A 25,086-nucleotide genomic window follows, 5' to 3' on the forward strand; every position below is an offset into this window, starting at 1 on the left:
TTACACGTTTATTGGGTATTTAATAACCAGGAGTATTTAATGGCAACAATCAACCAGCTAGTGCGTAAGCCGCGCAGCCAGGTGGTCTCTAAGAGCACCGTTCCGGCGCTTGAAGCTTGCCCACAGAAGCGTGGTGTTTGTACCCGCGTATACACCACGACCCCTAAGAAGCCAAACTCAGCACTGCGTAAAGTATGCCGTGTCCGTTTAACAAACGGTTTTGAAGTTTCTTCTTATATCGGCGGTGAAGGCCACAACTTACAGGAACACAGCGTTGTTCTGATCCGTGGCGGCCGGGTAAAAGACCTTCCAGGTGTGCGTTATCACACCGTACGCGGCACTTTAGACTGTGCAGGCGTTAAAGATCGTAAGCAAGGCCGTTCTAAATACGGCGCCAAGCGGCCGAAGAATAAATAACTTAACTCCGTTAAGTAAGGCCAAACTAAACAACTTTTTTCATTAAAAGTTTTGGAATCACCTGAAGCAATCGGAGTTTCGAATGCCAAGAAGACGCGTCATAGGTCAACGTAAAATCCTTCCAGATCCTAAATTCGGAAGTGAATTACTTGCCAAGTTTGTAAACGTCGTAATGATCGACGGAAAAAAATCAATCGCTGAATCAATTGTATACGGCGCATTAGAAATCGCTGCGACGAAATCTAAAAAAGCTCACTTAGATATTTTCGAAGTGGCTCTGGATAACATTCGTCCAACTGTCGAAGTTAAATCACGCCGTGTAGGTGGTTCTACCTATCAGGTACCATGTGAAGTTCGTCAGGTTCGTCGTAATGCGTTAGCAATGCGTTGGTTGACTGAAGCAGCCCGTAAACGTGGTGAAAAATCAATGGCTCAGCGTTTAGCTGGTGAAATGCTGGATGCTATTGAGAACAAAGGTTCTGCTGTTAAAAAGCGTGAAGACGTACACCGTATGGCCGAAGCTAACAAAGCCTTCGCCCATTTCCGCTGGTAAGTTAGAGCTTTTTAAGAGGATTTCATTGTGGCACGTACAACTCCTATTGAGCGTTACCGGAATATTGGTATCTGTGCTCACGTTGACGCGGGTAAAACCACGACAACTGAACGAGTTTTGTTCTACACCGGCTTGTCTCACAAGATCGGTGAAGTGCATGACGGCGCTGCCACGATGGACTGGATGGAACAAGAGCAGGAGCGTGGTATCACTATCACGTCTGCTGCTACCACGACATTTTGGCGTGGGATGCAGGCTCAGTTCCCAGAGCATCGTGTAAATATCATTGATACGCCCGGTCACGTCGACTTCACCATTGAAGTTGAACGTTCACTGCGTGTTCTTGACGGTGCTGTTGTTGTGCTTTGCGGTTCGTCAGGTGTTCAGCCTCAAACTGAAACGGTGTGGCGTCAGGCTAACAAGTACGAAGTTCCTCGTTTGATTTTCGTCAACAAGATGGACCGGACTGGTGCTGACTTCCTTCGGGTGGTAAAGCAAGCTCGCGATCGTCTTAATCACACCATTGTTCCTATTCAACTGCCAATTGGTTCTGAAGAAAACTTTAAAGGTGTGGTTGACCTGCTGAAAATGAAAGCCATTAACTGGAATGAATCAGACCAGGGTATGACTTTCACTTACGAAGAAATTCCGGCTGAAATGTTGGCAGATTGCGAAGAGTGGCGCGCAAACATGGTGGAAGCAGCAGCTGAAGCTAATGAAGTGCTGATGGAGCGTTATTTGGATGGCGGTGAGCTGACTGAAGACGAAATCCGTTCTGCCTTGCGCCAACGCACGCTGGCAAATGAAGTTGTACTTGTGCTGTGTGGTTCAGCATTCAAAAACAAAGGCGTTCAGGCGATGCTTGATGCCGTGATTGAATACTTGCCATCACCGACCGAAGTCAAAGCGATCAAAGGTATCAACGAAGACGAATCAGAAGGCTTACGCCACGCTGATGACGATGCGCCGTTTTCGGCTCTCGCGTTCAAGATTGCGACGGATCCATTTGTGGGCACGTTGACCTTCTTCCGTTGTTACTCAGGTGTGATCAACTCTGGTGACTCCGTGTATAACCCGGTGAAACACAAAAAAGAGCGGGTCGGCCGGATCGTGCAAATGCATGCGAATGACCGTCAGGAAATTAAAGAAGTTCGTGCTGGCGATATCGCCGCAGGGATTGGCTTTAAAGATGTGACCACCGGTGACACTTTGTGTGATCCGGACCACATTATTACGCTTGAACGGATGGAATTCCCTGAGCCGGTAATCTCGGTTGCTGTTGAACCGAAAACTAAACCTGACCAGGAACGGATGGGGGTCGCGCTGAGCAAACTTGCTGCAGAAGATCCATCATTCCGCGTACATACAGATGAAGAAACGGGTCAAACCATCATCTCTGGTATGGGCGAGCTGCACTTGGAAATCATCGTTGATCGTATGAAACGTGAATTCAAAGTTGAAGCAAACGTTGGTAAACCTCAGGTTGCTTATCGTGAAACTATTCGCGGTAGCACAGAAGTTGAAGGTAAGTTTGTCCGTCAATCTGGTGGGCGCGGTCAATTTGGTCATTGCTGGCTGAAAATCGAACCTCAGGAAGAAGGTGCAGGCTACACGTTCGTGAATGCCGTTGTTGGCGGTGTTATTCCGAAGGAATACATTCCGGCTATCGACAAAGGTATTCAGGAACAGATGAAAAACGGTATCCTTGCGGGCTACCCGGTCATCGACGTTAAAGTTTCGGTATTCGACGGTTCATACCACGATGTTGACTCTAACGAAATGGCATTCAAAATTGCTGCTTCTATGGGCTTCAAAAAAGGTGCACTGCAATCTAAGCCGGTCATTCTTGAACCAGTGATGAAAGTTGAAGTGGTTACTCCTGAAGACTTCATGGGTGATATTGTTGGCGACTTAAATCGCCGTCGCGGTATTATCAATGGTATGGAAGATGCTCCTGGCGGTATCAAAATCGTTGACGCACAGGTTCCATTGTCAGAAATGTTCGGTTATGCGACAAGCATGCGTTCACTGACTCAGGGACGTGCTTCTTACTCAATGGAACCATTGAAGTATATGGAAGCACCGAACAATGTGACTGAAGCGATTATTGCATCTCGTAAATCTGGCGACTAATTATTTAATTCGGCTCATAAAAATTGAGCCTACTTAACAGAAGGTAATTAAAATGGCTAAGGCTAAATTCGAACGTAACAAACCGCACGTAAACGTAGGCACAATCGGCCACGTAGACCACGGTAAAACTACTCTGACAGCAGCTATCACCAACGTATTGGCTAAACACTACGGCGGTCAGGCTTTCGCATTCGATCAAATCGATAAAGCACCAGAAGAAAAAGCTCGTGGTATCACGATCAACACTTCTCACGTTGAATACGATACTCCAGCTCGTCACTACGCGCACGTAGATTGCCCAGGCCACGCTGACTATGTTAAAAACATGATCACTGGTGCTGCCCAGATGGACGGCGCAATCCTGGTTGTTGCTGCAACTGACGGCCCAATGCCACAGACACGTGAGCACATCCTGTTATCTCGTCAGGTAGGCGTACCATTCATCGTTGTGTTCATGAACAAATGTGACATGGTAGACGACGAAGAGTTGTTAGAGCTGGTAGAGATGGAAGTTCGTGAGCTTCTTTCTGACTACGATTTCCCAGGTGATGACCTGCCGGTAATCCGTGGTTCAGCCCTGAAAGGTCTGGAAGGCGATGCAGCATGGGAACCAAAAATCCTTGAGCTGGCAGCAGCTTTAGATTCTTACATTCCAGAGCCAGTACGTGCGATTGACAAGCCATTCATCATGCCAATCGAAGACGTATTCTCAATTGCTGGTCGTGGTACTGTAGTAACAGGCCGTGTAGAGCAAGGTATCGTTAAAGTAGGCGAGTCAGTAGAAATCGTAGGTCTGAAAGACACAGTGACAACTACTTGTACTGGTGTTGAAATGTTCCGCAAACTGTTAGACGAAGGTCGTGCAGGCGAGAACATCGGCGCGCTGTTACGTGGTACTAAACGTGAAGACGTAGAACGTGGTCAAGTATTAGCAAAACCAGGTTCAATCAAGCCACATACCAAGTTTGAAGGTGAAGTGTACGTGTTGTCTAAAGAAGAAGGTGGTCGTCATACTCCATTCTTCAAAGGTTACCGTCCACAGTTCTACTTCCGTACCACAGACGTCACTGGTTCAGTAGAACTGCCAGAAGGCGTAGAGATGGTAATGCCAGGCGACAACCTGAAGTTTGTTGTTGAACTGATCAACCCAATCGCGATGGACGAAGGTTTACGCTTCGCCATCCGTGAAGGTGGCCGCACAGTAGGTGCTGGTGTAGTATCTAAAGTACTGGTGTAATTACCGCTACTTGATGAAAGGGTCCTTCGGGGCCCTTTTTTATTGCCACAATTTGAGACGCCGGAAATGCGCGGTGGCGACTTGCCCTCTCACTAACTTCATTGCGACTACACTGAAAAAGTATTCCCCCAGTCGCTATGACGAAGATATTTAAACAAGCGTTTGAAATTTTCAGGCTGGCATGTTAGAACAACACATCGTACCAGATGGAGAAGCATTGTGAGCCACTACCAAGCCCCCTTAACCGATATGTACTTTAATCTATTTGATCTTTGGCAAACGCAAAAATACTGGGATCAGTCACCTGCGCTCAAAGAGCTGTTAGATCAGGAGACCGCATCAGCCATTCTGGAAGAAGCGGCTAAGGTGGCAGCCGAACTGATTGCGCCACAATCAAAACTTGCTGATCAGCAAGGTGTGCAGTGGCATGCAGGCGAAGTGACGACTCCTGACCATTATAAAACTTGTTATCAGCAACTTTGTGAGGGTGGTTGGACTGGACTCGCTGGCGATCCAGAGTATGGTGGCATGGGGATGCCGAAAACACTTGCTAGCATGTATGAAGAAATGTTGTGCAGTGCGGATATCGCATTTTCCCTCTATTCAGGTCTGACTGCCGGCGCTTGTGTCGCCTTGAACCAGCATGCCGACTCAGCAACAAAAGCAATCTATCTGCCTAAACTCTACAGTGGCGAGTGGTCAGGAACTATGTGTCTGACCGAGTCGCATGCCGGTTCTGATTTGGGCATCATGCGCACTCAAGCGACGCCTCTTGATGATGGTCGCTTTAGCATCAGCGGTAGCAAAATATTTATTACTGCCGGTGAACACGATTTAACGGCGAATATTATCCACTTGGTATTGGCGAAATTGCCTGATGCTCCGGCTGGAAGTCGCGGCATATCGCTTTTTCTAGTCCCTAAATTTATGGTTAACGCTGATGGAAGTCTGGGTGAACGAAACAAGTTAAGTTGTGGATCAGTCGAGCACAAGATGGGCATCCATGCGTCGGCGAGCTGTGTGATGAATTTTGACGGTGCGGTTGGCTATCTGATTGGTGAAGCCAACAAAGGTCTTGCCTGTATGTTTACCATGATGAACTACGAGCGGCTGGCAATGGGTAGCCAAGGACTAGGCGCTGCAGAGCGTGCCTACCAAAATGCATTGAGTTATGCTAAAGATCGATTGCAGGGTAGAACGACTGGCAAAGACACCAATAAAGCAGATCCAATTTTAGGTCACGCAGATGTGCGTCGAATGCTGCTGAATGTAAAAGCTATCAACGAGGCCGGGCGCAGTTTTTCGGTGTATGTAGCACAGCAGCTCGACCAAGCCAAATATTCTGGCGACAAAAAAGCCGAAGCAAGGGCGAACTTATTAACCCCAGTGACCAAAGCGTTTATGACAGACCGAGGACTTGATGCCTGTATTACCGCGCAACAAGTATTTGGTGGGCATGGCTACATTCAGGAATGGGGCATGGAGCAGTTAGTACGTGATGTACGCATTGCCCAAATCTATGAAGGAACGAACGGTATTCAAGCATTGGATTTTGCGGTCCGTAAAGTAGCCGCCGATAATGGCGAAGTGCTGAATGAAATGTTAGCGGAAATCTCGGAAAAGTTGGCGCTACGACCACATTCTGCATTATCAAATTTATTGGATGAGTATAAAAACCTGGTCAATGAATTATTGATTGAAGGCAAAAACGAGTCGCAGCTGCTGCCTACGGTCGCTTGTGACTTGTTGGATCTGTCTGGCTACCTGTTCTACGGGTATATGTGGCATCAAACATTAGCAGCCCTTGATCCGGTCAAACATAGTGCAGATTTTATTGAAAGTAAGCAGTTGACTGCGCAGTTCTACTTTGAGCGGGTGATGCCAAAAGCTCAGGGTCTTATCGCCATCATTCGTCAACCGATCAGCGCCTTAGTTGAAATGAGAGATGAGTTATTCTGAGGTAACGACAGTTTGATCACGCACTTGCGCGGTGCGTGCTCAAATTATCGACAAAGACTTGTGTTTCCGGTTCAGTTGAGTATAATGCGCGGCCGGTCATTTTAAATGACGGGTGCTCTGGTCAGACGCCAGCTTATAGCTGGGTAGTGACCAAGCAACTACAGTGCCCCCGATTGGGGGGCAAACGTAACATGGTGCAGAGGCATTCTCCATTTAATTGGTTGATAGCCCTTGTTTATTTTTGCTCTTTTTTGCTCTTTGAGGCTTTGGTTTATGAGTAATCAAAGGATTCGCATCCGTCTGAAAGCGTTCGATCACCGTTTGATCGATCAGTCAACTATGGAAATCGTTGACACAGCTAAGCGTACGGGCGCACAGGTTCGTGGTCCTATCCCACTTCCTACTCGCCAGGAACGTTTCACTGTATTGATTTCTCCTCACGTCAATAAAGATGCACGTGATCAGTACGAAATCCGTACCCACAAGCGTTTAATCGACATCGTTGAACCAACAGAAAAGACTGTTGATGCTCTGATGCGTTTAGATCTGCCTGCTGGCGTTGACGTTCAAATCAGCCTGGGCTAATCAGACAGGTTTTTAGAGAGGTTTAGGATATGGCTATCGGTCTAATCGGTCGTAAAGTGGGCATGACTCGCATCTTCACTGAAGATGGCGTATCAATCCCAGTAACCGTAATCGAAGCAACACCAAACCGCGTTACTGCCATCAAAACGCAAGACGTTCATGGCTATAGCGCATTGCAAGTGACTGCTGGCACAGTGAAGGCTTCACGCCTGAACAAACCAGATGCAGGTCAGTTTGCAAAAGCTGGTGTCGAAGCCGGTCGTGGTCTGTGGGAATTCCGCCTGCAAGACAACGAAGGTGCTGACATCGCTGTTGGTAGCGAGATTACTGTTGAAGTTTTCGCAGAGACGAAAAAAGTTGATGTCGTCGGTACATCAAAAGGTAAAGGTTTTGCCGGTACTGTAAAGCGCTGGAATTTCCGTACTCAGGATATGACTCACGGTAACTCTTTATCTCACCGTGCACCAGGTTCAATTGGTCAAAACCAATCACCAGGTAAAGTATTCAAAGGTAAAAAAATGGCCGGACACATGGGTGCCGAGCGCGTAACAGTCCAATCTTTGGAAGTGGTACGTGTAGACGCAGCACGCAACATCCTGTTAGTGAAGGGCGCAGTCCCGGGTGCTATCGGCGGTGATGTGATTGTTAAACCTGCGGTCAAAGGCTAACGTCTAGAGGAGATGAGTGATGGAATTAGCATTAAGAGACGCTAACGGCGTTCTTGAAGTTTCCGAAGCTACCTTTGGACGTGAGTTCAACGAAGCATTGGTACATCAGGTTGTAGTTGCTTACGCAGCTGGTGCCCGTCAAGGTACACGTGCTCAACTGACACGTTCAGAAGTACGCGGTGGCGGCAAGAAGCCATGGCGCCAGAAGGGCACAGGTCGTGCTCGTGCTGGTACAATTCGCAGCCCAATTTGGCGCGGCGGTGGTGTGACGTTTGCGGCTAAGCCACAAGATCACAGCCAAAAAGTTAACAGAAAAATGTATCGCGGCGCGATCATGAGCATTCTTTCTGAACTGGTTCGTCAAGAACGTTTAATCGTAGTTGAAAGCTTTGCAGTTGAAACTCCGAAAACGAAAGAACTGACTGCCAAGTTAAAAGCGATGGAACTGAAAGATGTTCTGATCGTTACTGACGAAGTTGACGAGAACCTGTTCTTATCAGCCCGCAACCTGTACAAGGTTGACGTGCGTGATGTTCACGGTATCGACCCTGTCAGCTTAATCGCCTTCGACAAAGTGTTGATGACTGCTGCTGCAGTTAAACAAATCGAGGAGATGTTAGCATGATCCGTGAAGAACGTTTACTGAAGGTTATTCTGGCTCCGCATGTGTCTGAAAAGAGCACAATTGCGGCAGAGACCAACAACACAGTCGTGTTCAAAGTAGCAACTACAGCCACTAAAGCAGACATCAAAGCTGCCGTTCAGAAACTGTTCGAAGTGGAAGTTGTAGGTGTTCGCACTGTTAACGTTAAGGGTAAGACCAAGCGCACTGGCGTGCGTACTGGCCAACGTAGCGATTGGAAAAAAGCTTACGTTACTCTTAAAGAAGGCAGCGAGCTCGATTTAGTTGGCGGCGCTGAGTAATAAGAGGAGTTAGGAAATGGCACTTGTTAAGTGTAAACCTACGTCACCAGGTCGTCGCCACGTTTTAAAAGTGGTCAACCCAGACCTGCACAAAGGCAGCCCTTACGCACCTTTGTTAGAAAAGAAAACTAAGACCGGTGGTCGTAACAACCACGGTCGTATTACGACACGTCATATCGGTGGTGGTCATAAGCAACACTACCGTTTAGTTGACTTCAAGCGTAATAAAGACGGTATCCCAGCTAAAGTTGAACGCCTGGAATACGATCCAAACCGTACTGCAAACATCGCTTTAGTGTTGTATGCAGATGGTGAGCGTCGTTATATCCTGGCTCCAAAAGGCTTAAAAGCAGGCGACACAGTGCAATCAGGTATGGATTCTCCGATCAAATCGGGTAACACCATGCCACTGCGCAACATCCCTGTGGGTCAAATCGTTCACAACATCGAACTGAAACCTGCCAAAGGTGGCCAGTTAATGCGTTCAGCTGGTGCTTTTGCCCAGATCCTGGCGCGTGACGGTGCTTATGTCACTCTGCGTTTACGCAGTGGTGAAATGCGCAAAGTCTTAGCTGATTGCCGTGCAACTATCGGTGAAGTTGGCAATGCTGAACACATGCTCCGTCAATACGGTAAAGCAGGTGCAATGCGCTGGCGCGGTGTTCGTCCTACTGTCCGTGGTGTCGTTATGAACCCGGTAGACCACCCACACGGTGGTGGTGAAGGTAAAACTTCTGGTGGCCGTCACCCGGTTACACCATGGGGCGTACCAACGAAGGGTTATAAAACCCGTTCGAACAAGCGTACAGACAAGTTCATTGTCCGTCGTCGTGACAAATAATTTAATGTGAGGAATTGCCATGCCACGTTCTCTCAAGAAAGGTCCATTTATCGACCTTCACTTGCTGAAGAAGGTAGAGAAAGCGTTGGAAAGCGGTGACAAGAAGCCAATTAAGACTTGGAGCCGTCGTTCAATGATCATTCCACAAATGATCGGTTTGACCATCGCTGTCCATAATGGTCGTCAACATGTACCAGTACTTGTCTCGGAAGAGATGGTCGGTCACAAGTTAGGTGAGTTTTCACCTACTCGTACTTACCGTGGTCATGCAGCCGACAAAAAGGCCAAGAAACGCTAAGGGGTAAATAAATGCAAGCATTAGCAAAACATAAATTTGCCCGTTCATCTGCACAAAAAGCTCGTCTGGTCGCTGACCAGATCCGTGGATTGGCAGTTGGAAAGGCGTTGGATGTTTTAACCTACAGCCCGAAAAAAGCGGCTGATCTGGTTAAAAAGGTTCTTTTATCAGCCATTGCGAACGCAGAACACAACGAAGGCGCCGATATCGACGCTTTAAAAGTGAAAACTGTGTTTGTTGACGAAGGTCCGTCGATGAAGCGGATCAAGCCACGTGCTAAAGGTCGTGCTGACCGTATCGTCAAGCGTACCAGTCACATTACAGTGATTGTTGCTGATAACTAGGAGTGAGAAATGGGACAGAAAGTACATCCTAATGGTATTCGCCTAGGTATCACTAAGCCTTGGAGCTCAACCTGGTACGCGAATACAAAAGATTTCCCGGATTTCCTGGTTGGTGACTTTAAAGTTCGTCAGTATCTGACAAAAGAACTGAAAGCCGCTTCAGTAAGCCGGATCGATATTGAACGTCCTGCGAAAAGCATCCGTGTGACTATTCACACTGCTCGTCCAGGCGTGATCATCGGTAAAAAAGGTGAAGACGTTGAGAAACTGCGCAAAGCTGTAGCGACTATCGCTGGCGTGCCTGCACAGATCAATATTTCTGAAATCCGTAAGCCGGAATTAGATGCCAAATTAGTTGCTGATTCTATCAGCAGCCAGCTGGAACGCCGTGTAATGTTCCGTCGCGCTATGAAGCGTGCGGTACAGAACGCTATGCGTTTAGGCGCTAAAGGTATCAAAGTTCAGGTCGCCGGCCGTTTAGGCGGCGCTGAAATCGCTCGTGATGAGTGGTATCGTGAAGGCCGTGTGCCACTGCACACTCTGCGTGCTGACATCGACTACTCAACATCAGAAGCTTTGACTACTTACGGTATCATTGGTGTTAAGGTTTGGATCTTCAAAGGCGAGATCCTGGGTGGTTTACCACTGGCCAACAACAATAACGCCAACAACGACAAACAGCCTAAGGCGCCGAAAAAACCGGCTCCTCGCAAGGCTAAGTAGGAGTATTGAGCGATGTTGCAACCAAAACGTACTAAATTTCGTAAAGTGCACAAAGGCCGTAACCGTGGTTTAGCCCATGTTGGCGACAAGGTTAGCTTCGGTACTTACGCACTGAAATCAGTAGAACGTGGTCAAATGACTTCACGTCAAATCGAATCAGCACGTCGTGCCATGACTCGTGCCGTTAAGCGTGTTGGTAAAATCTGGATCCGTGTGTTCCCAGACAAGCCAATGACGCAGAAGCCACTCGAAGTTCGTATGGGTAGTGGTAAAGGTAGCGTGGAATACTGGGTTTGCCAGATTAAACCTGGCAAAGTCCTGTATGAGATGGACGGTGTGTCGGAAGAATTAGCACGTCATGCGTTTACGCTGGCAGCTGCCAAACTTCCATTTAAGACAACCTTTGTAACGCGGACGGTATTGTGATGAAAGCAAGCGAACTGAAAGCAAAAAGCGTAGACGAGTTAAAAGCTGAATTACTGGGCCTGTTACGTGAGCAGTTCAACCTGCGCATGCAAGCAGCGACCGGTCAGCTGGCTCAGACTCATTTGCTGAAAACGGTGCGTCGCGATATCGCACGTGTGAAGACCATCTTAACCGAGAAGGCAGGTGTATAATGAGCGAAAAAAACACCCGTACGCTGCAAGGTAAAGTAGTAAGTAACAAGATGGACAAGTCTATCGTTGTTGCGATTGAGCGTCACGTGAAGCACCCAATCTATGGGAAATTCATTACGCGCACTACTAAGCTGCATGTACATGATGAAACTAACCAGTGCAACGAAGGCGACATCGTGACTATTCGCGAATGCCGTCCTCTGTCTAAGACTAAATCTTGGACTCTGGTTGCTGTTGTTGGATCAGCTTCTTAATTGAATTGTTGATTCGAGTAAAAAGCCAGTCTTTGTGACTGGCTTTTTTTTTACAGGTGCGCCGGCACGGCGCATTGCGCGTGAGCGCAACTGGGTTGACGGTGGTCGTCAAACTGGTGACTTGGAAGTGCAAGTCCTCTACATACCCGGCAAGGGGAAGTGTTAGCTGAACGGCAAGTGGGTTCCCCGAGAGTGTTCATCGTGAGGTGAAATCTGAAGGAAGCTGAAAGCAAAATGCTGGCCCGTCAGTGTGAGGAGCTTGCGACGAATAAAGCGATTTAGGTGTTGTAGCAGGGTGAGGTGGCCGATATCACTAAAGCCCAATACTTGCAGAGAATGCTGCAACGTACAGTCGACAGATATAAGCAGCAACGTCGCGCGAATTACCCCGGGAGATCTAAACGTCTGCCACAGTGCTACTAGCATCGGGAGGTGTTGGGATGGATGTTCAGAAGACCGGAAATGCTCCCGTCATTTCCCGGCACACACTTCTTTCATAGAGATATCAGCCGAGGCCGTAGTAGTGCTTTTAACTAATAGCATGACGCGCTGAACACCGTTAACCGTAATTAGGACTTTGGTACTCGATGTTGATTGATAATGCACAAGCGCAGCAAGCTGCAGCCATGAACAGGGGAAGCGAACAGAGCCGAGGCTGATTGATGGTGTTGAAATTGACATGGCGGCCATTGGGCGAACGAAAGCTGAACAATCGTTGACGATAGAGGCGGTGATAACCTGAGAGAACCTAATGCTGGCGTATTCGCGGGTGGTGGAAAACAAAGGTGCGGCGGGGATTGATAACCTCAGCGTGCAGAAGTTTAAAGCATGGCTGACTGTATTGGCCGAGCGTAAAAAATGCACTGATAGCAGGTAGCTACCTGCCACGGGCAATCCGCAAAGTGGATATCCCAAAGCCAAACGGCGATGTGAGAACACTGGGCATTCCAACCGTGGTAGACCGGCTTATTTAGCAAGCGATCGCACAGACACTAACACCTTATGTGGAACCTAAGTTTTCGAATTCCAGTTTCCTGTTACGGCTTCAGACCAAACTGCAATGTGTGGTAAGCGGCGCGACAAGCACAGCAATACATTCATAGTGGAAAACACTGGGTCGTAGGCATAGATTTGAAGAAATTCTTTGACCAGGTCGACTACGACATTCTGATGTCGAGGGTGGCACCTTGGGTGAGTAAGTTCTTAGGTTACAGCTACCGACATAGCACAAATCAGCCTGACTGAAGATTGCAGCCAGTAGCGTGGATAAAATCAGAAGCCTGACCATGCGAAATGGCTCAAAATCAGTAGCAAACGCTATCAGTGAACTGACGCCAGTGTTGCGAGGGTGGATAAGCTGCTTCCGTCTGACCGAAGTGAAAGGCGTGCTCGACGAACTGGATGGCTGGATAAAGCGCAAACTGCGTTGCCTGTTATGGCGACAATGGAGGCGATCTTTTACTCGAGCCAAACTGCCGATGAAAGCAGGACTTGATGAAGTCAGAGCTTGGCCTCACCGTGTAACCAACGGGGTGCCTGGTGGAACTCCGGTGCCAGTCATCTGAATCAAGCTATTAAGAAGCGCTGGTTCGACAGGCTGGGACTGCTATCACTGCAGAAATGCCATCGCTAGTTCCAGTGTTAACATGAACCGCCTTATGCGGAACCGCACGTACGGTGGTGTGAGGGGACAGCAGGAATGATCCCGCCTCCTGCGCGATCCCCATTTGATAGAGCATGCAACTGCCCACTACAGTCGAAAAGCCGCTTTCCTAAGTTTTTATATTTCTATGATAAACAGATTTATCATAGATTTGTCATTTCATCGCGACCAATTCCGCAGATAGTGATGTTGCCGTGCACTGGCTAATACCCACTAATCAACACAGGTTTTAAGCCGATGAAACTTCAATTAAAAATACAATCCGTAATCAATTTATCCCAACATGGCAAATTGTTGCCAGCCAGTTTGACCTGCTGGTTCTGGAACCATAGCTATGCTGTTATCGCTTTCTGAAAATCAACAAATTGACCAAATTCTGAGCACGCTTGCCTTGTACTTTCAGCAGCATCATGCTCAGGAACCCGGGTTGTTGAATGGAAGAGCCGGAGAAATACTTTTCTTATATCAACTGTCACATGCAAAAGCCACTTTGGTCGATGCCAATGTTTTAACTGAGCAGCTAAAAATGTTGCTGGAGCAGGTGCGGCTGGTTGACCCACAACTAAATATTTGCAATGGCCTGACTGGTATCGCCTGGTTGTATGAGTATATCTGTGCCGGTCAGTTACGTGAATTAGATTTGAACTGCGGGCTGGATCAGTTGATTAGTGAAGCCCTTAGTGTTGAGCGTTGGACTGGCGACTTTGAATTTGTTAATGGTCTAGCTGGTTGGATGCCTTACATGCTCAGACGTTGTAATAGAGCCAAAGGCCGCGAGAACGTAGTTAATATGCTACATCATCTGCACCAACTAGCGGACAAACCGAACGCTCAACAATACGCCTGGCCAACCGCTGGTCATTCTCCATTTCGTATTAACCGTGAAACACTCACCTCGCCAGAATACAATTTGGGGCTGGCACATGGCAGCCCGGCAGTGATCGCCGCTCTGCTGCCGATATTATCGGAAAGCACTCTGGCTTTGGCGGCAACCCGTTTACTCGAGCCTGCTTTGTGCTGGTTGGAAAACCAACGCTTCCGGCATATAGAGCATAATTGTCATTTCAGTGTGTTGTCCGGGTCTTGTCTGCCTAGTCGGCTGGGGTGGTGTTATGGCGATTTGCCGATAGCGTTGGTTTTCGCCAAAGCTGCTATCTTGCTGGGACGTACTGATTATTTGGACTTGGCGATTCAACTTGGCTTGAGCGCCACACAACGTACACCAGAGAGCACCATTATCTGTGATACCGGTCTTTGTCATGGTAGTGCCGGAGTGATGTTGCTGTTTAGTCAATTGTTTGAGTACACTGCTGTGGACGAATTTGCAATGGCCGCACGTAGTTGGCTGCAATTTACCTTGCGGCGTTTTGAAATGCGGGGTTTAGCTGGTCTGGACAAATTTACCGGTGATGGTTATATCGCCTGTGCTGGTTTGCTAGAAGGTTATGCAGGTGTCGGACTGGCTTTACTCGCCGCACAAGGACACGACCGGCAATGGACTGAAGCTTTGCTGATAGCCTGAAAAAATAATTATTTGTGGTAGTGATGACCAGGCAAAAGTTGAGAGCCGCCGACTTTTTTATTATCCGAGTACCAAGGCAAAGTACAAAATTCGTTTAGGATTTGCCTGCGAGCCTTGCTACGTTCAATGATTTGTTAGACAACTGGCTGACACAAGCTTCGGCTCTGGAGGCTCTGTATCTGGCCAGTCCGGCGTTACAAGAACGACTGATGCAGACAAAGACAGCGGGAAAGTGCGAGCTGAGTCTCAGTCTGGTATTTTGCTCTTGAAATTGTGACCCTGTTCCTTAATCCGCTGGTTGCATTTGGTTTACCGTACAATTTTGAGCGGCGGTTTAGTACCGCAGCAGCACCGCCACTTCGCCCCGGGGACTGAGTTTGAAGATTTTTACGGCTCAAATCTGTGCCGAATTATTACTGCAGGACAAACTGACCACTTTTATCCGTCAAGCGATGGCTGAGCAGTGGGGCCTGCAATGGTTTTTATTCGATATAACGATCCCGACTGGCATCTCAGGCTCAGATTTCCCGGTGAGCCTGCGTTGTGCCGACCCGAACTACAAAGCTGACAGTCACATAAAAATGAGTGATTTACCGACGAACATGCGTTCGATCGTTATGGCGGTGAGGCATTGATGCTGCCGTTCCAGCGCTGGACGGATAAACCAGCTGGCCGGGACGGTGTGTAATTATGCTAACGTAATCAGGCTACTGGTGTAGGAAGTAAATTGCCTGGTCAAACGGGGATTGTTAACGTGCAGCATCAAATTACTGCAGGGTTCATTGCTGCATATATGTTACTAACGGGTTTTCAGAGCCTATGGCAGGGAGCAAGAGTGTGTGGTTTATGATTTTGTCCGCCATCTCGATTTGGCGACGCAAGGGAGATCTGAGTAAAAAATAATGGCGCGAAAAAGCGCAGATCAAAATTTAACCGATTTGGGAGTGCTCAACACATCTCGATCCGCTTCCTGTGTCAGAATCGCACCTGAGAAAACGAGAAGTTAACTGTTAGGTTTTAACTTCAATACTTTCAATATAAACAATGATTTATATCATTCTGATTTTATCTTCTTATTAAAGCCCCGGACAACTAAGCATTCGCGAACCGCTTTTAGCCATGACTTGTCACTTTCAGCAGATGTTTTTATTTTGAACTACCTATTTGCTGAAAGTGCTGTTATAATCACGCGCCCTTTTGTATGGGGGAATGTTGTAAGTAAAAAGCATCGTAATCCTTCGGGATTACTCGTAGTGGAATAGCGGAGCACTAAGATGATCCAAATGCAATCTATGCTGGAAGTCGCAGACAACAGCGGCGCGCGCAGCGTAATGTGTATTAAGGTCTTAGGTGGTTCGCATCGCCGTTATGCAGCAATTGGTGACGTTATCAAGATCACCGTTAAGGAAGCAATTCCTCGCGGTAAGGTCAAAAAAGGTGACGTTCTGAATGCTGTGGTGGTGCGTACACGCAAAGGCGTACGCCGTCAGGACGGTTCTTTGATCCGTTTTGATCGCAATGCAGCTGTGTTGTTAAACAACAAGCTGGAACCGATCGGCACACGTATTTTTGGACCTGTTACCCGCGAACTTCGTGGTGAAAAATTCATGAAGATCGTTTCTCTGGCCCCAGAAGTACTGTAAGGAGTCACCATGGCTAGTAAAATCCGTCGTGATGACGAGGTTGTTGTTCTTACTGGTAAGGACAAAGGTAAACGCGGTACAGTTTCTAAAGTTTTAGTTGCTGAAGATCGTGTTTATGTTACCGGCGTGAACCTGGTTAAAAAACATCAGAAGCCTGTTCCGGCCCTGAATACACCAGGCGGTATCGTCGAGAAAGAAGCCTCGATTCATGTATCAAATGTAGCGATTTTCAACCCTGCCACTGGTAAGGCTGATCGCGTTGGTTTCCGTTTTGAAGATGGCAAGAAAGTTCGCTTCTTCAAATCGAATAATGAAAAAATCTAAATAGCTATTGGAGTAATACGATGGCGAAACTGCATGAAATTTATAAAGACACAGTAGTTCCTGAGCTGTTTAAACAGTTCGGCTACACTAGCGTCATGCAAGTCCCTCGGATTGTGAAAATCACACTCAACATGGGTGTGGGTGAAGCTGTTGCTGATAAGAAAGTTTTGGATAACGCCGTAGCAGATTTAACTGCTATCTCTGGTCAAAAGCCATTGGTTACTAAAGCTCGCAAGTCAGTTGCTGGTTTCAAAATCCGTGAAGGCTACCCTATTGGTGCTAAAGTGACCCTGCGTGGCGAACGTATGTGGGATTTCCTCGAGCGTTTAGTGTCTATCGCTATTCCTCGTATCCGCGACTTCCGCGGTGTAAATCCTAAGTCGTTCGACGGCCGTGGTAACTACAGCATGGGCGTTCGTGAGCAAATCATTTTCCCTGAAATCGAATACGATAAAGTTGACGCGGTACGTGGTTTAGATATCACTATCACGACAACAGCTCGTACTGATGACGAAGGGCGTGCATTACTTGCCGCGTTTAACTTCCCATTCAAGAAATAAGGTGTAGGGTCATGGCAAAACAATCAATGAAAGCACGTGAAGCAAAGCGTGCAGTACTGGTAGCCAAATACGCTGAGCAACGTCATGCACTGAAGGACGCTATTGCTAACCCGGCAACTTCTGACGAAGACCGTTGGGCAGCAGTTCTGAAGTTACAGTCGTTGCCGCGTGATTCAAGCCCTGCTCGTCAACGTAATCGTTGTCGTGTAACAGGTCGTCCTCACGGTTACCTTCGCAAGTTCGGCATGAGCCGGATCAAGGTACGTGAAGCAGCGATGCGCGGTGAAATTCCTGGCCTTCGTAAGGCTAGCTGGTAAGAATCACGGGAGTAACAGCTATGAGCATGCAAGATCCAGTAGCGGATATGTTTACTCGCATCCGCAACGGCCAAGCTGCCAAAAAGATTGCGGTTAAGATGCCATCTTCAAAAATGAAGATTGCTATCGCGAAAGTATTAAAAGACGAAGGTTACATCGAAGATTTCGCTGTGTCTGCTGACGTAAAAGCAGAGCTGGAAGTTACATTAAAGTATTTCCAGGGCAAATCAGTTATTGAGACTATCGATCGTGTTAGCCGGCCTGGTCTGCGTATCTATAAGAAACGCGGCGAATTACCAAAAGTAATGGGCGGTTTAGGTGTAGCAATTATTTCTACATCTAAAGGGTTAATGACTGACCGCGCAGCGCGCAAGGTTGGTATCGGTGGCGAAATCATCGGCTACGTAGCGTAACGGAGGTAGTAATCTATGTCTCGTGTTGCTAAAGCCCCCATCGCCGTCCCTGCAGGTGTGACTATCACACTGAATGGTCAGAACGTCGTGGTAAAGGGTAAAAACGGCGAGTTAACGTTAAACGTTAACCCTGCAGTTGAAATCGTTGTTGATGGTAATGTAGTTCGTACCAATCCACGTGACGGTTTTGATAACGCAGACGCACAAGCGGGTACCGCTCGCGCGTTGATCAACAACTTAGTAACTGGCGTAGCTGAAGGCTACACCCGTAAACTTGAGTTAGTTGGTGTTGGTTACCGTGCAAAAGCTGAAGGTAAAGTATTAAACCTGAGCCTTGGCTTTTCTCACCCGGTAGTGTTCGAGGTACCTAACGGTATCACGATCGAAACCCCTTCTCAGACAGAAGTGTTGGTGAAAGGTGCTGACAAACAATTAGTTGGTCAAGTCGCTGCAAACATCCGCGCGTATCGCAAACCAGAGCCTTATAAAGGTAAAGGTGTTCGTTACGCTAATGAAAACGTGCGTCGTAAAGAAGCGAAGAAAAAGTAGGGTAGGACGATGGATAAGAAACTTGCTCGTCTGCGCCGCGCTAAACGCGTTCGCAGAAATATTATCGAACAAGGTGCGAATCGCTTGGTTGTACACCGTACGCCACGTCACATCTATGCCCAGCTTATCGCACCAAATGCTGAAGTGATTGCTGCTGCGTCTACCGTTGAAGCTTCAATCCGTGAATCGTTGAAGTACACTGGTAACGTCGACGCTGCTAAAGCTATTGGTAAGGCGATTGCTGAACGTGCACTGGCTAAAGGCGTGACGAATGTTGCCTTTGACCGCAGCGGTTTCCAGTATCATGGTCGTGTGCAGGCGTTAGCCGACGCGGCGCGTGAAGCCGGTCTTCAATTCTAGGAGTAGATCATGGCTAACGTAGAAGCAAAACAACAATCTGACTTGCAAGAGAAGCTGGTTGCTGTGAATCGTGTGTCTAAAGTTGTTAAGGGTGGTCGGATTTTTTCCTTCACAGCTCTGACAGTTGTAGGCGACGGTACCGGCCGTGTTGGCTTCGGTTACGGTAAAGCACGCGAAGTACCAGCTGCTATTCAAAAAGCAATGGAAAAAGCGCGCCGTAACATGACTCAAGTTGAGTTAAACGGTAACACCCTTCATCACCCGGTTAAAGGTGTACACGCTGGTTCCAACGTGTATATGCAACCGGCTTCTGAAGGTACTGGTATTATTGCCGGTGGTGCAATGCGCGCCGTGTTAGAAGTAGCTGGCGTACAAAACGTACTGTCTAAGTGCTACGGCTCAACTAACCCGATCAACGTGGTTCGCGCCACTATCAACGCTCTGTCTGCGATCAAATCGCCAGCACAGGTAGCCGCTAAACGTGGCTTACGCGTTGACGACATTCTGGGGTAATTTGCCATGGCTCAAAAAACAGTAACAGTAACCCAAACTAAGTCTAGCATCGGTCGTTTACCGAAGCACCGCGCGACTTTAGTTGGTTTAGGCTTACGCCGTATTGGTCACACCGTAACGCTGGAAGATACACCTTCAGTACGCGGTATGATTAACACTGTGTATTACATGGTTAAAGTGGAGGAGTAAGCGATGTTATTAAATACACTTTCTCCGGCTCCAGGCTCGAAAAAAGAGAAGCGCCGTTTAGGTCGTGGTATCGGTTCTGGCTTAGGTAAGACTGGTGGCCGTGGTCACAAAGGTCTGAAATCACGCTCTGGCGGTAAAGTACGTCCAGGTTTTGAAGGCGGTCAAATGCCTTTGAAACAGCGTCTGCCTAAGTTTGGTTTTACGTCATTAAAAGGCTTAGTGTCTGCTGAAGTGCGTCTGCACGAGCTGGCCTTGGTTGTTGGTGATGTAGCTGATCTGACTACTCTGGCTGAAGCGAACGTAATCACTCGCAACATCAAGTTTGCAAAGGTTGTACTGTCTGGCGAGTTAGCTCGTCCAATCACAGTAAAAGGCCTTCGTGTAACTAAAGGTGCGCGTGCTGCAATCGAAGCTGCTGGCGGCAAAGTAGAAGAATAATAAGGATAGTACGCGATGGCTAGACCAGGTCAGGACTCAAAAAGTGCAAAAGGCGGCTTCAGCGAGCTGAAATCCCGTCTGTTATTTGTACTGATGGCCATAATCGTTTTCCGATTAGGCTCATTTGTGCCAATTCCTGGAATTGACGCCACCGTGCTTGCTCAATTATTCGAACAGCAAAAAGGTACCATCGTTGAAATGTTTAACATGTTCAGCGGTGGTGCTCTTGAGCGTGCATCTGTATTTGCACTTGGCATTATGCCTTACATTTCTGCTTCAATTATTGTCCAGTTACTGACGGTCATGCACCCGAAGATGGCTGAGTTGAAGAAAGAAGGTGAAGCAGGCAAGCGCAAAATCAATCAGTATACACGTTACGGTACCTTAGCTTTAGCATTGGTCCAGGCGGCAAGTATTGCCACTGGTCTGCCAAACATGATGCCCGGACTGGTGATTAACCCAGGTTTTGGTTTCTACTTTACTGCAGTTGTAAGTTTGGTCACCGGCACCATGTTTTTGATGTGGTTAGGTGAACAGATTACTGAGCGCGGTATTGGTAATGGTATCTCGTTGCTGATCTTTGTCGGTATCGTTGCTGGCTTCCCGTCTGCCGTAGGCCAGACGATTGAGATGGCACGTCAAGGCGATCTGCACTTTTTGTTATTGCTGTTTATCGTTGCGATTGTTGTGGTTGTTACCTGGTTCGTTGTGTTCTTCGAACGTGGTCAGCGCCGGATTGTGGTGAATTACGCGAAGCGTCAGCAAGGCCGTCAGGTTTTTGCCGCGCAGAGCAGTCATTTACCGCTGAAGGTGAACATGGCTGGGGTTATTCCACCAATCTTCGCTTCAAGCATCATCCTGTTTCCAGGGACGATTGCAACTTGGTTCGGCTCAGGTGAGGGTATGATTGCCAACTTCTTCCAGGAGTTAGCGTTAAATCTGTCTCAGGGGCAACCGCTGTACATCATTTTGTATGCTTCAGCGATTATTTTCTTCTGTTTCTTTTACACTGCGTTGGTGTTCAACCCGCGTGAAACAGCAGATAACCTGAAAAAATCTGGTGCTTTTATTCCAGGCATTCGTCCGGGTGAACAGACATCAAAATACATTGATAAAGTAATGACGCGTTTAACCTTAGCTGGCGCAGCGTATATCACCTTTATCTGTTTGGTTCCTGAGTTCATGATGGTTGCACTGAACGTGCAATTCTACTTCGGTGGTACATCATTGTTGATTATCGTTGTGGTAATCATGGACTTTATGGCACAGGTACAGACTCACTTGATGTCACATCAATATGATTCTGTGCTTAAAAAGGCAAATCTTAAGGGCTTCGGTCGTTAAGGTAATTTTGCGGAGTTAAGTCATGAAAGTACGAGCTTCCGTTAAGAAGATCTGCCGTAACTGTAAAGTTATCAAGCGCAACAACGTTGTGCGGGTAATTTGCGTAGAGCCAAAGCATAAACAACGCCAAGGCTAATACAGCAGAAAAATATTAAGAAAGGGCTAGACTATTTAGTTTAGCCCCGACTTATTGTTGCAATATGGCCGCCGTTTGAGTATCCTTACGGGCTTTTCAAATCGGCACCCTTTTAATCTTTTATAGGAGAACGTTAGTGGCCCGTATCGCTGGCATTAACATCCCCGATAATAAACATGCAGTCATTTCTTTGACTTATGTTTTTGGTATCGGTAAAACCCGCTCAAAGGCTATCCTTTCTGCAGTGGGTATCGAAGAAAACCGTAAAATCTCTACGTTATCAGACGCTGAGTTGGATTCTCTTCGTGAAGAAGTTGCTAAGTACACCGTTGAAGGTGACTTGCGCCGTGAAGTTACATTAAATATTAAGCGTTTAATGGACCTGGGTTGCTACCGTGGCCTGCGCCATCGTCGTAGTCTGCCGGTTCGTGGTCAGCGCACTAAAACAAATGCGCGTACCCGCAAGGGCCCACGTAAAGCGATTAAGAAATAAGGTGATTCAACATGGCTAAAGCACCAGTTCGTACTCGTAAACGGGTAAAAAAGCAAGTTTCTGACGGTATGGCTCATATCCATGCGTCTTTCAACAATACCATTGTCACGATCACTGACCGTCAAGGTAATGCCCTGTGCTGGGCAACTGCCGGTGGTTCTGGTTTCCGTGGTTCGCGTAAGTCTACGCCGTTCGCTGCACAGGTTGCTGCTGAGCGTGCTGGTACTGCCGCGTTAGAATATGGTCTGAAGAATCTTGAAGTGTTTGTTAATGGTCCTGGTCCAGGCCGTGAATCAGCCATTCGTGCGCTGAACGCTGCTGGTTACCGCATCACAAACATCACCGACGTGACGCCGATTCCACACAATGGTTGTCGTCCACCGAAAAAACGTCGCGTGTAATTAGCGCTTCTAAGATTATTGGAGAAAGAAGATGGCAAGATATTTGGGTCCTAAGCTCAAACTGAGTCGTCGCGAAGGTACAGATCTGTTCCTGAAAAGCGGCGTCCGAGCAATTGATTCAAAGTGTAATTTAGCAACTGCTCCTGGTCAGCACGGCGCTCGTCGCGGTCGTTTATCAGATTACGGTTTGCAATTACGCGAAAAACAAAAAGTTCGTCGTATTTATGGCGTTCTTGAAAAGCAGTTCCGCAATTTATATAAAGAAGCTGCTCGTTTAAAAGGTAACACTGGCGAAAACCTGCTTCAGTTACTGGAGTCACGTTTAGATAACGTGGTTTATCGCATGGGTCTTGCTAGCACACGTGCAGAAGCGCGTCAGTTAGTAAGCCACAAAGCTATTCTGCTTGACGGTAAAGTTGTGAACATTCCTTCTTATGCTGTTGCTCCAGAACAAGTTATCGCAGTTCGTGAGAAAGCTAAGAAGCAAGCGCGTATCGTTGCTGCTTTGGAAGTCGCTGAACAACGCGAAAAGCCAACTTGGATTGAAGTTGACACGAAGAAAATGGAAGGTGTTTTCAAACGTCATCCAGAGCGTTCAGATTTGTCAGCTGACATCAACGAACAGTTAATCGTCGAACTTTACTCTAAGTAGTAAGGCATTTTCTTAAGAGAGGATACAATGCAGGGTTCTGTCACCGAATTCCTTAAGCCGAGATTAGTTGGTATCGAAAAAATCAACCCAACTCGTGCCAAAGTTACTTTGGAACCACTTGAGCGCGGTTTCGGGCATACCTTGGGCAACGCGTTACGTCGCATCCTTTTATCGTCAATGCCAGGTTGTGCAGTGACGGAAGTGGAAATCGACGGCGTGCTTCATGAGTACAGCGCCAAAGAAGGCGTGCAAGAAGATATCATCGATATCCTTTTGAACCTGAAAGGCTTAGCCGTTCGTTTGGAAGACAAAGATGAAGTCACACTGACTTTAACGAAAAAAGGTGCTGGCCCTGTAACAGCTGGTGATATCCAGCGTGGCGACGGTGTTGTCATCGTTAACCCTGAACACGTTATTTGCAATCTGACTGGCGAAACTGAATTCAGTATGCGTCTGAAAGTGCAACGTGGTCGCGGTTATGTGCCTGCATCAGCCCGTGTCTCCTCTGAAGATGACGAACGTCCGATTGGTCGTTTGTTACTTGATGCGTCTTTCAGTCCTGTTGAGCGTATTGCTTATTCAGTTGAAGCCGCTCGGGTAGAACAACGTACTGACCTGGACAAACTGGTTATTGACATGGAAACCAATGGCACTGTTGAGCCAGAGGAAGCCATTCGTCGCGCCGCAACGATTTTAGCTGAACAGCTGGAATTCTTTGTTGAACTGCGTGATAAGAGTGAGCCTGAAAAACGCGAAGAGAAGCCGGAGTTTGATCCGATTCTGTTGCGTCCGGTTGATGACCTGGAATTAACAGTTCGTTCTGCCAACTGTTTGAAAGCAGAGCAGATTCAGTATATCGGTGATCTGGTGCAACGTACCGAGGTTGAGCTTCTTAAGACGCCAAACCTGGGTAAAAAGTCACTTACCGAAATTAAAGACGTGTTGGCGTCACGCGGTTTGTCCTTAGGCATGCGCCTGGAAAACTGGCCGCCAGCTAGTTTGGTAAACAAAGACTAACCAGACACCAGTTCCTGGTTTAGTGAGAAGGAATAGATCATGCGCCATCGTAAGAGTGGTCGTCAGTTAAACCGGAACAGCAGCCACCGTCAGGCGATGTTCCGTAATATGGCAAGCTCATTGGTGAAGCACGAAATCATCAAAACGACTTTGCCAAAAGCAAAAGAGTTACGTCGTGTAATCGAACCTCTGATTACACTGGCTAAGATTGATAGCGTTGCAAACCGCCGTTTAGCTTTTGCCCGTACTCGTGATAAAGAAGTTGTTGGTTTGTTGTTCAACGTGCTGGGTCCGCGTTATAACGTGCGTCCAGGTGGTTACACTCGTATTCTGAAGTGTGGCTTCCGTGCCGGTGACAATGCACCAATGGCATATATCGAGTTAGTTGACCGTCCAGAAGTGGGCGCTCTGCCAGTTGAAGAAACTGCAGCTGAGTAATTTACTCGAACTTAAAAAGCCGGCTACTGCCGGCTTTTTTTTACGTCAAAGTTCCAAAATTCGTTGTAGTAACAAAGAAGCTTATCTCAATACACAGATCCTGCTCTGTGCTGCTTGCAAATTCAAAGTCGACTGCTGTTACTCTAGGTTTAAGATATATTCCCGCTGGCTTAGCTTCTCTCATTGATGTCGTGATCGTTTGATCTTCCACTACTTGGTCTATTTGCCTAGGTAAAAGCTAATTTCCACTTTAATTACTTTGTCGTTCTGCTTATAGCTATATAAGGTGTAGCTTGGTAAATGTATTTGCGGCGCATAGGTCGGATACCAGTTCTTATTAATCCATCGTAGTCGTTGCATCAGTCTTTCCTTATTACTCTGCATAGAAGCAGGTGTTGAATTGTAGTTATTGGTGACATGACATATTAGAGCTCTTGCATGTTTCGGATGAATCCGAACACTCATTTCGGTCCAATCCGATCACCCATTTCGGTTTAATCCGATCGCCTATTTCGGTTTTATCCGATCACTTTTAGCCATTTTCCGAAATCGATGTTCGGA

At 47.4% G+C, this 25,086-nt stretch carries 38 protein-coding genes; 36 read left to right on the forward strand and 2 right to left on the reverse strand.

The genetic code is table 11. The features are described from left to right. Positions 1–39 precede the first annotated feature (39 nt). The 16 genes from rpsL (at position 40) to rpsQ (ending at position 11,553) form a co-directional block, all read left to right on the forward strand. Entirely contained in the window at positions 40–417 is a 378-nt protein-coding gene (gene rpsL, locus EOE67_RS18680; RefSeq protein ID WP_031564163.1) for a 30S ribosomal protein S12, read from the forward strand. A gap of 82 nt (positions 418–499) precedes the next feature. Next, positions 500–970, forward strand: coding sequence for a 30S ribosomal protein S7 (gene rpsG, locus EOE67_RS18685; RefSeq protein WP_068059805.1), 471 nt, complete (start codon positions 500–502; stop codon positions 968–970). Positions 971–997: 27 nt separating this feature from the next. Next, positions 998–3,103 carry an elongation factor G gene (gene fusA / locus EOE67_RS18690; protein ID WP_127700875.1) on the forward strand — a complete coding sequence of 702 codons (2,106 nt, stop codon included), beginning with the start codon at positions 998–1,000 and terminating at the stop codon, positions 3,101–3,103. Between the two features lie 52 nt (positions 3,104–3,155). Beyond that, positions 3,156–4,340: an elongation factor Tu gene (gene tuf, locus EOE67_RS18695; RefSeq protein WP_127700863.1), complete on the forward strand. Its 1,185-nt coding sequence runs from the start codon at positions 3,156–3,158 to the stop codon at positions 4,338–4,340. A gap of 162 nt (positions 4,341–4,502) precedes the next feature. Then, positions 4,503–6,299 carry an acyl-CoA dehydrogenase family protein gene (locus EOE67_RS18700; protein WP_240652879.1) on the forward strand — a complete coding sequence of 599 codons (1,797 nt, stop codon included), beginning with the start codon at positions 4,503–4,505 and terminating at the stop codon, positions 6,297–6,299. 273 nt (positions 6,300–6,572) lie between these two features. After that, entirely contained in the window at positions 6,573–6,884 is a 312-nt protein-coding gene (rpsJ, locus tag EOE67_RS18705; protein ID WP_008899121.1) for a 30S ribosomal protein S10, read from the forward strand. Positions 6,885–6,913: 29 nt separating this feature from the next. Beyond that, positions 6,914–7,552: a 50S ribosomal protein L3 gene (rplC, locus tag EOE67_RS18710; protein ID WP_068059813.1), complete on the forward strand. Its 639-nt coding sequence runs from the start codon at positions 6,914–6,916 to the stop codon at positions 7,550–7,552. A 19-nt stretch (positions 7,553–7,571) separates the two neighbouring features. Next, complete coding sequence (rplD, locus tag EOE67_RS18715; protein ID WP_068059816.1) at positions 7,572–8,177, forward strand: 50S ribosomal protein L4; 606 nt, start codon at positions 7,572–7,574, stop codon at positions 8,175–8,177. Next, positions 8,174–8,476 carry a 50S ribosomal protein L23 gene (gene rplW, locus EOE67_RS18720; protein WP_068059819.1) on the forward strand — a complete coding sequence of 101 codons (303 nt, stop codon included), beginning with the start codon at positions 8,174–8,176 and terminating at the stop codon, positions 8,474–8,476. Before rplD ends, rplW begins: the two co-directional genes overlap by 4 nt. Positions 8,477–8,492: 16 nt before the next feature. Then, on the forward strand, positions 8,493–9,317 hold the full coding sequence (rplB, locus tag EOE67_RS18725; protein ID WP_068059820.1) for a 50S ribosomal protein L2: 825 nt from the start codon (positions 8,493–8,495) through the stop codon (positions 9,315–9,317). A 19-nt stretch (positions 9,318–9,336) separates the two neighbouring features. Further along, positions 9,337–9,615: a 30S ribosomal protein S19 gene (rpsS, locus tag EOE67_RS18730; protein ID WP_053426061.1), complete on the forward strand. Its 279-nt coding sequence runs from the start codon at positions 9,337–9,339 to the stop codon at positions 9,613–9,615. Between the two features lie 11 nt (positions 9,616–9,626). Further along, positions 9,627–9,959 carry a 50S ribosomal protein L22 gene (gene rplV / locus EOE67_RS18735; RefSeq protein ID WP_068059823.1) on the forward strand — a complete coding sequence of 111 codons (333 nt, stop codon included), beginning with the start codon at positions 9,627–9,629 and terminating at the stop codon, positions 9,957–9,959. Between the two features lie 9 nt (positions 9,960–9,968). Beyond that, a complete protein-coding gene (gene rpsC, locus EOE67_RS18740; protein ID WP_068059826.1) occupies positions 9,969–10,682 on the forward strand; it encodes a 30S ribosomal protein S3 in 714 nt (237 codons plus the stop codon). Positions 10,683–10,694: 12 nt separating this feature from the next. Continuing rightward, positions 10,695–11,108, forward strand: coding sequence for a 50S ribosomal protein L16 (rplP, locus tag EOE67_RS18745; protein WP_068059829.1), 414 nt, complete (start codon positions 10,695–10,697; stop codon positions 11,106–11,108). Then, a complete protein-coding gene (gene rpmC, locus EOE67_RS18750) occupies positions 11,108–11,299 on the forward strand; it encodes a 50S ribosomal protein L29 (RefSeq protein WP_127700877.1) in 192 nt (63 codons plus the stop codon). The genes rplP and rpmC overlap by 1 nt, the downstream gene beginning before the upstream one ends. Then, on the forward strand, positions 11,299–11,553 hold the full coding sequence (gene rpsQ, locus EOE67_RS18755; RefSeq protein WP_127700879.1) for a 30S ribosomal protein S17: 255 nt from the start codon (positions 11,299–11,301) through the stop codon (positions 11,551–11,553). The genes rpmC and rpsQ overlap by 1 nt, the downstream gene beginning before the upstream one ends. Positions 11,554–12,024: 471 nt before the next feature. Here the strand turns inward: rpsQ and EOE67_RS20570 are convergent, their stop codons facing one another. After that, positions 12,025–12,441: a hypothetical protein gene (locus EOE67_RS20570; RefSeq protein WP_164852435.1), complete on the reverse strand. Its 417-nt coding sequence runs from the start codon at positions 12,439–12,441 to the stop codon at positions 12,025–12,027. A gap of 398 nt (positions 12,442–12,839) precedes the next feature. On the opposite strand from EOE67_RS20570, the gene EOE67_RS21125 reads away from it, so the two are divergent. The 20 genes from EOE67_RS21125 (at position 12,840) to rplQ (ending at position 24,525) form a co-directional block, all read left to right on the forward strand. Continuing rightward, complete coding sequence (locus EOE67_RS21125; RefSeq protein WP_420849793.1) at positions 12,840–13,118, forward strand: group II intron maturase-specific domain-containing protein; 279 nt, start codon at positions 12,840–12,842, stop codon at positions 13,116–13,118. Positions 13,119–13,550: 432 nt separating this feature from the next. Beyond that, positions 13,551–14,738: a lanthionine synthetase LanC family protein gene (locus tag EOE67_RS18765; protein ID WP_127700881.1), complete on the forward strand. Its 1,188-nt coding sequence runs from the start codon at positions 13,551–13,553 to the stop codon at positions 14,736–14,738. Positions 14,739–15,115: 377 nt separating this feature from the next. Beyond that, entirely contained in the window at positions 15,116–15,373 is a 258-nt protein-coding gene (locus EOE67_RS21170) for a hypothetical protein (protein WP_127700883.1), read from the forward strand. A gap of 639 nt (positions 15,374–16,012) precedes the next feature. Further along, a complete protein-coding gene (rplN, locus tag EOE67_RS18775; protein ID WP_031568313.1) occupies positions 16,013–16,381 on the forward strand; it encodes a 50S ribosomal protein L14 in 369 nt (122 codons plus the stop codon). Positions 16,382–16,390: 9 nt separating this feature from the next. Continuing rightward, a complete protein-coding gene (gene rplX / locus EOE67_RS18780; protein WP_068059835.1) occupies positions 16,391–16,705 on the forward strand; it encodes a 50S ribosomal protein L24 in 315 nt (104 codons plus the stop codon). A 20-nt stretch (positions 16,706–16,725) separates the two neighbouring features. Beyond that, on the forward strand, positions 16,726–17,265 hold the full coding sequence (gene rplE / locus EOE67_RS18785) for a 50S ribosomal protein L5 (RefSeq protein ID WP_068059836.1): 540 nt from the start codon (positions 16,726–16,728) through the stop codon (positions 17,263–17,265). 11 nt (positions 17,266–17,276) lie between these two features. Then, positions 17,277–17,582, forward strand: a complete 306-nt coding sequence (gene rpsN, locus EOE67_RS18790) for a 30S ribosomal protein S14 (RefSeq protein WP_068059838.1) — start codon at positions 17,277–17,279, stop codon at positions 17,580–17,582. Positions 17,583–17,602: 20 nt separating this feature from the next. Continuing rightward, complete coding sequence (gene rpsH, locus EOE67_RS18795; protein WP_068059841.1) at positions 17,603–17,995, forward strand: 30S ribosomal protein S8; 393 nt, start codon at positions 17,603–17,605, stop codon at positions 17,993–17,995. A 15-nt stretch (positions 17,996–18,010) separates the two neighbouring features. Beyond that, positions 18,011–18,544 (forward strand): 50S ribosomal protein L6, encoded by a 534-nt coding sequence (gene rplF / locus EOE67_RS18800; RefSeq protein ID WP_068059843.1) that lies wholly within the window; start codon positions 18,011–18,013, stop codon positions 18,542–18,544. A gap of 9 nt (positions 18,545–18,553) precedes the next feature. Beyond that, positions 18,554–18,904 (forward strand): 50S ribosomal protein L18, encoded by a 351-nt coding sequence (rplR, locus tag EOE67_RS18805; RefSeq protein WP_068059846.1) that lies wholly within the window; start codon positions 18,554–18,556, stop codon positions 18,902–18,904. A 6-nt stretch (positions 18,905–18,910) separates the two neighbouring features. Continuing rightward, positions 18,911–19,417 (forward strand): 30S ribosomal protein S5, encoded by a 507-nt coding sequence (gene rpsE / locus EOE67_RS18810; RefSeq protein ID WP_442966039.1) that lies wholly within the window; start codon positions 18,911–18,913, stop codon positions 19,415–19,417. A gap of 6 nt (positions 19,418–19,423) precedes the next feature. Further along, positions 19,424–19,606, forward strand: a complete 183-nt coding sequence (rpmD, locus tag EOE67_RS18815) for a 50S ribosomal protein L30 (RefSeq protein ID WP_068059849.1) — start codon at positions 19,424–19,426, stop codon at positions 19,604–19,606. A 3-nt stretch (positions 19,607–19,609) separates the two neighbouring features. Further along, entirely contained in the window at positions 19,610–20,044 is a 435-nt protein-coding gene (rplO, locus tag EOE67_RS18820) for a 50S ribosomal protein L15 (RefSeq protein WP_068059850.1), read from the forward strand. Between the two features lie 15 nt (positions 20,045–20,059). Further along, entirely contained in the window at positions 20,060–21,388 is a 1,329-nt protein-coding gene (secY, locus tag EOE67_RS18825; protein ID WP_127700885.1) for a preprotein translocase subunit SecY, read from the forward strand. A gap of 22 nt (positions 21,389–21,410) precedes the next feature. Further along, complete coding sequence (rpmJ, locus tag EOE67_RS18830) at positions 21,411–21,524, forward strand: 50S ribosomal protein L36 (protein ID WP_082335860.1); 114 nt, start codon at positions 21,411–21,413, stop codon at positions 21,522–21,524. A gap of 136 nt (positions 21,525–21,660) precedes the next feature. Further along, positions 21,661–22,017, forward strand: a complete 357-nt coding sequence (rpsM, locus tag EOE67_RS18835) for a 30S ribosomal protein S13 (protein ID WP_068059855.1) — start codon at positions 21,661–21,663, stop codon at positions 22,015–22,017. 11 nt (positions 22,018–22,028) lie between these two features. Further along, the gene (gene rpsK / locus EOE67_RS18840; RefSeq protein ID WP_008899098.1) at positions 22,029–22,418 is read left to right on the forward strand and encodes a 30S ribosomal protein S11; all 390 of its coding nucleotides are present in this window, start codon (positions 22,029–22,031) and stop codon (positions 22,416–22,418) included. A 31-nt stretch (positions 22,419–22,449) separates the two neighbouring features. Continuing rightward, entirely contained in the window at positions 22,450–23,070 is a 621-nt protein-coding gene (rpsD, locus tag EOE67_RS18845) for a 30S ribosomal protein S4 (RefSeq protein ID WP_068059858.1), read from the forward strand. 27 nt (positions 23,071–23,097) lie between these two features. After that, entirely contained in the window at positions 23,098–24,087 is a 990-nt protein-coding gene (locus EOE67_RS18850; RefSeq protein WP_031568298.1) for a DNA-directed RNA polymerase subunit alpha, read from the forward strand. A 39-nt stretch (positions 24,088–24,126) separates the two neighbouring features. Continuing rightward, a complete protein-coding gene (rplQ, locus tag EOE67_RS18855) occupies positions 24,127–24,525 on the forward strand; it encodes a 50S ribosomal protein L17 (protein ID WP_068059859.1) in 399 nt (132 codons plus the stop codon). A gap of 219 nt (positions 24,526–24,744) precedes the next feature. Here the strand turns inward: rplQ and EOE67_RS20580 are convergent, their stop codons facing one another. After that, positions 24,745–24,885 (reverse strand): hypothetical protein, encoded by a 141-nt coding sequence (locus tag EOE67_RS20580; RefSeq protein ID WP_164852436.1) that lies wholly within the window; start codon positions 24,883–24,885, stop codon positions 24,745–24,747. Positions 24,886–25,086: the final 201 nt, after the last annotated feature.

It is taken from the genome of Rheinheimera riviphila (assembly GCF_004005945.1).
Lineage (GTDB): Bacteria > Pseudomonadota > Gammaproteobacteria > Enterobacterales > Alteromonadaceae > Pararheinheimera > Pararheinheimera riviphila.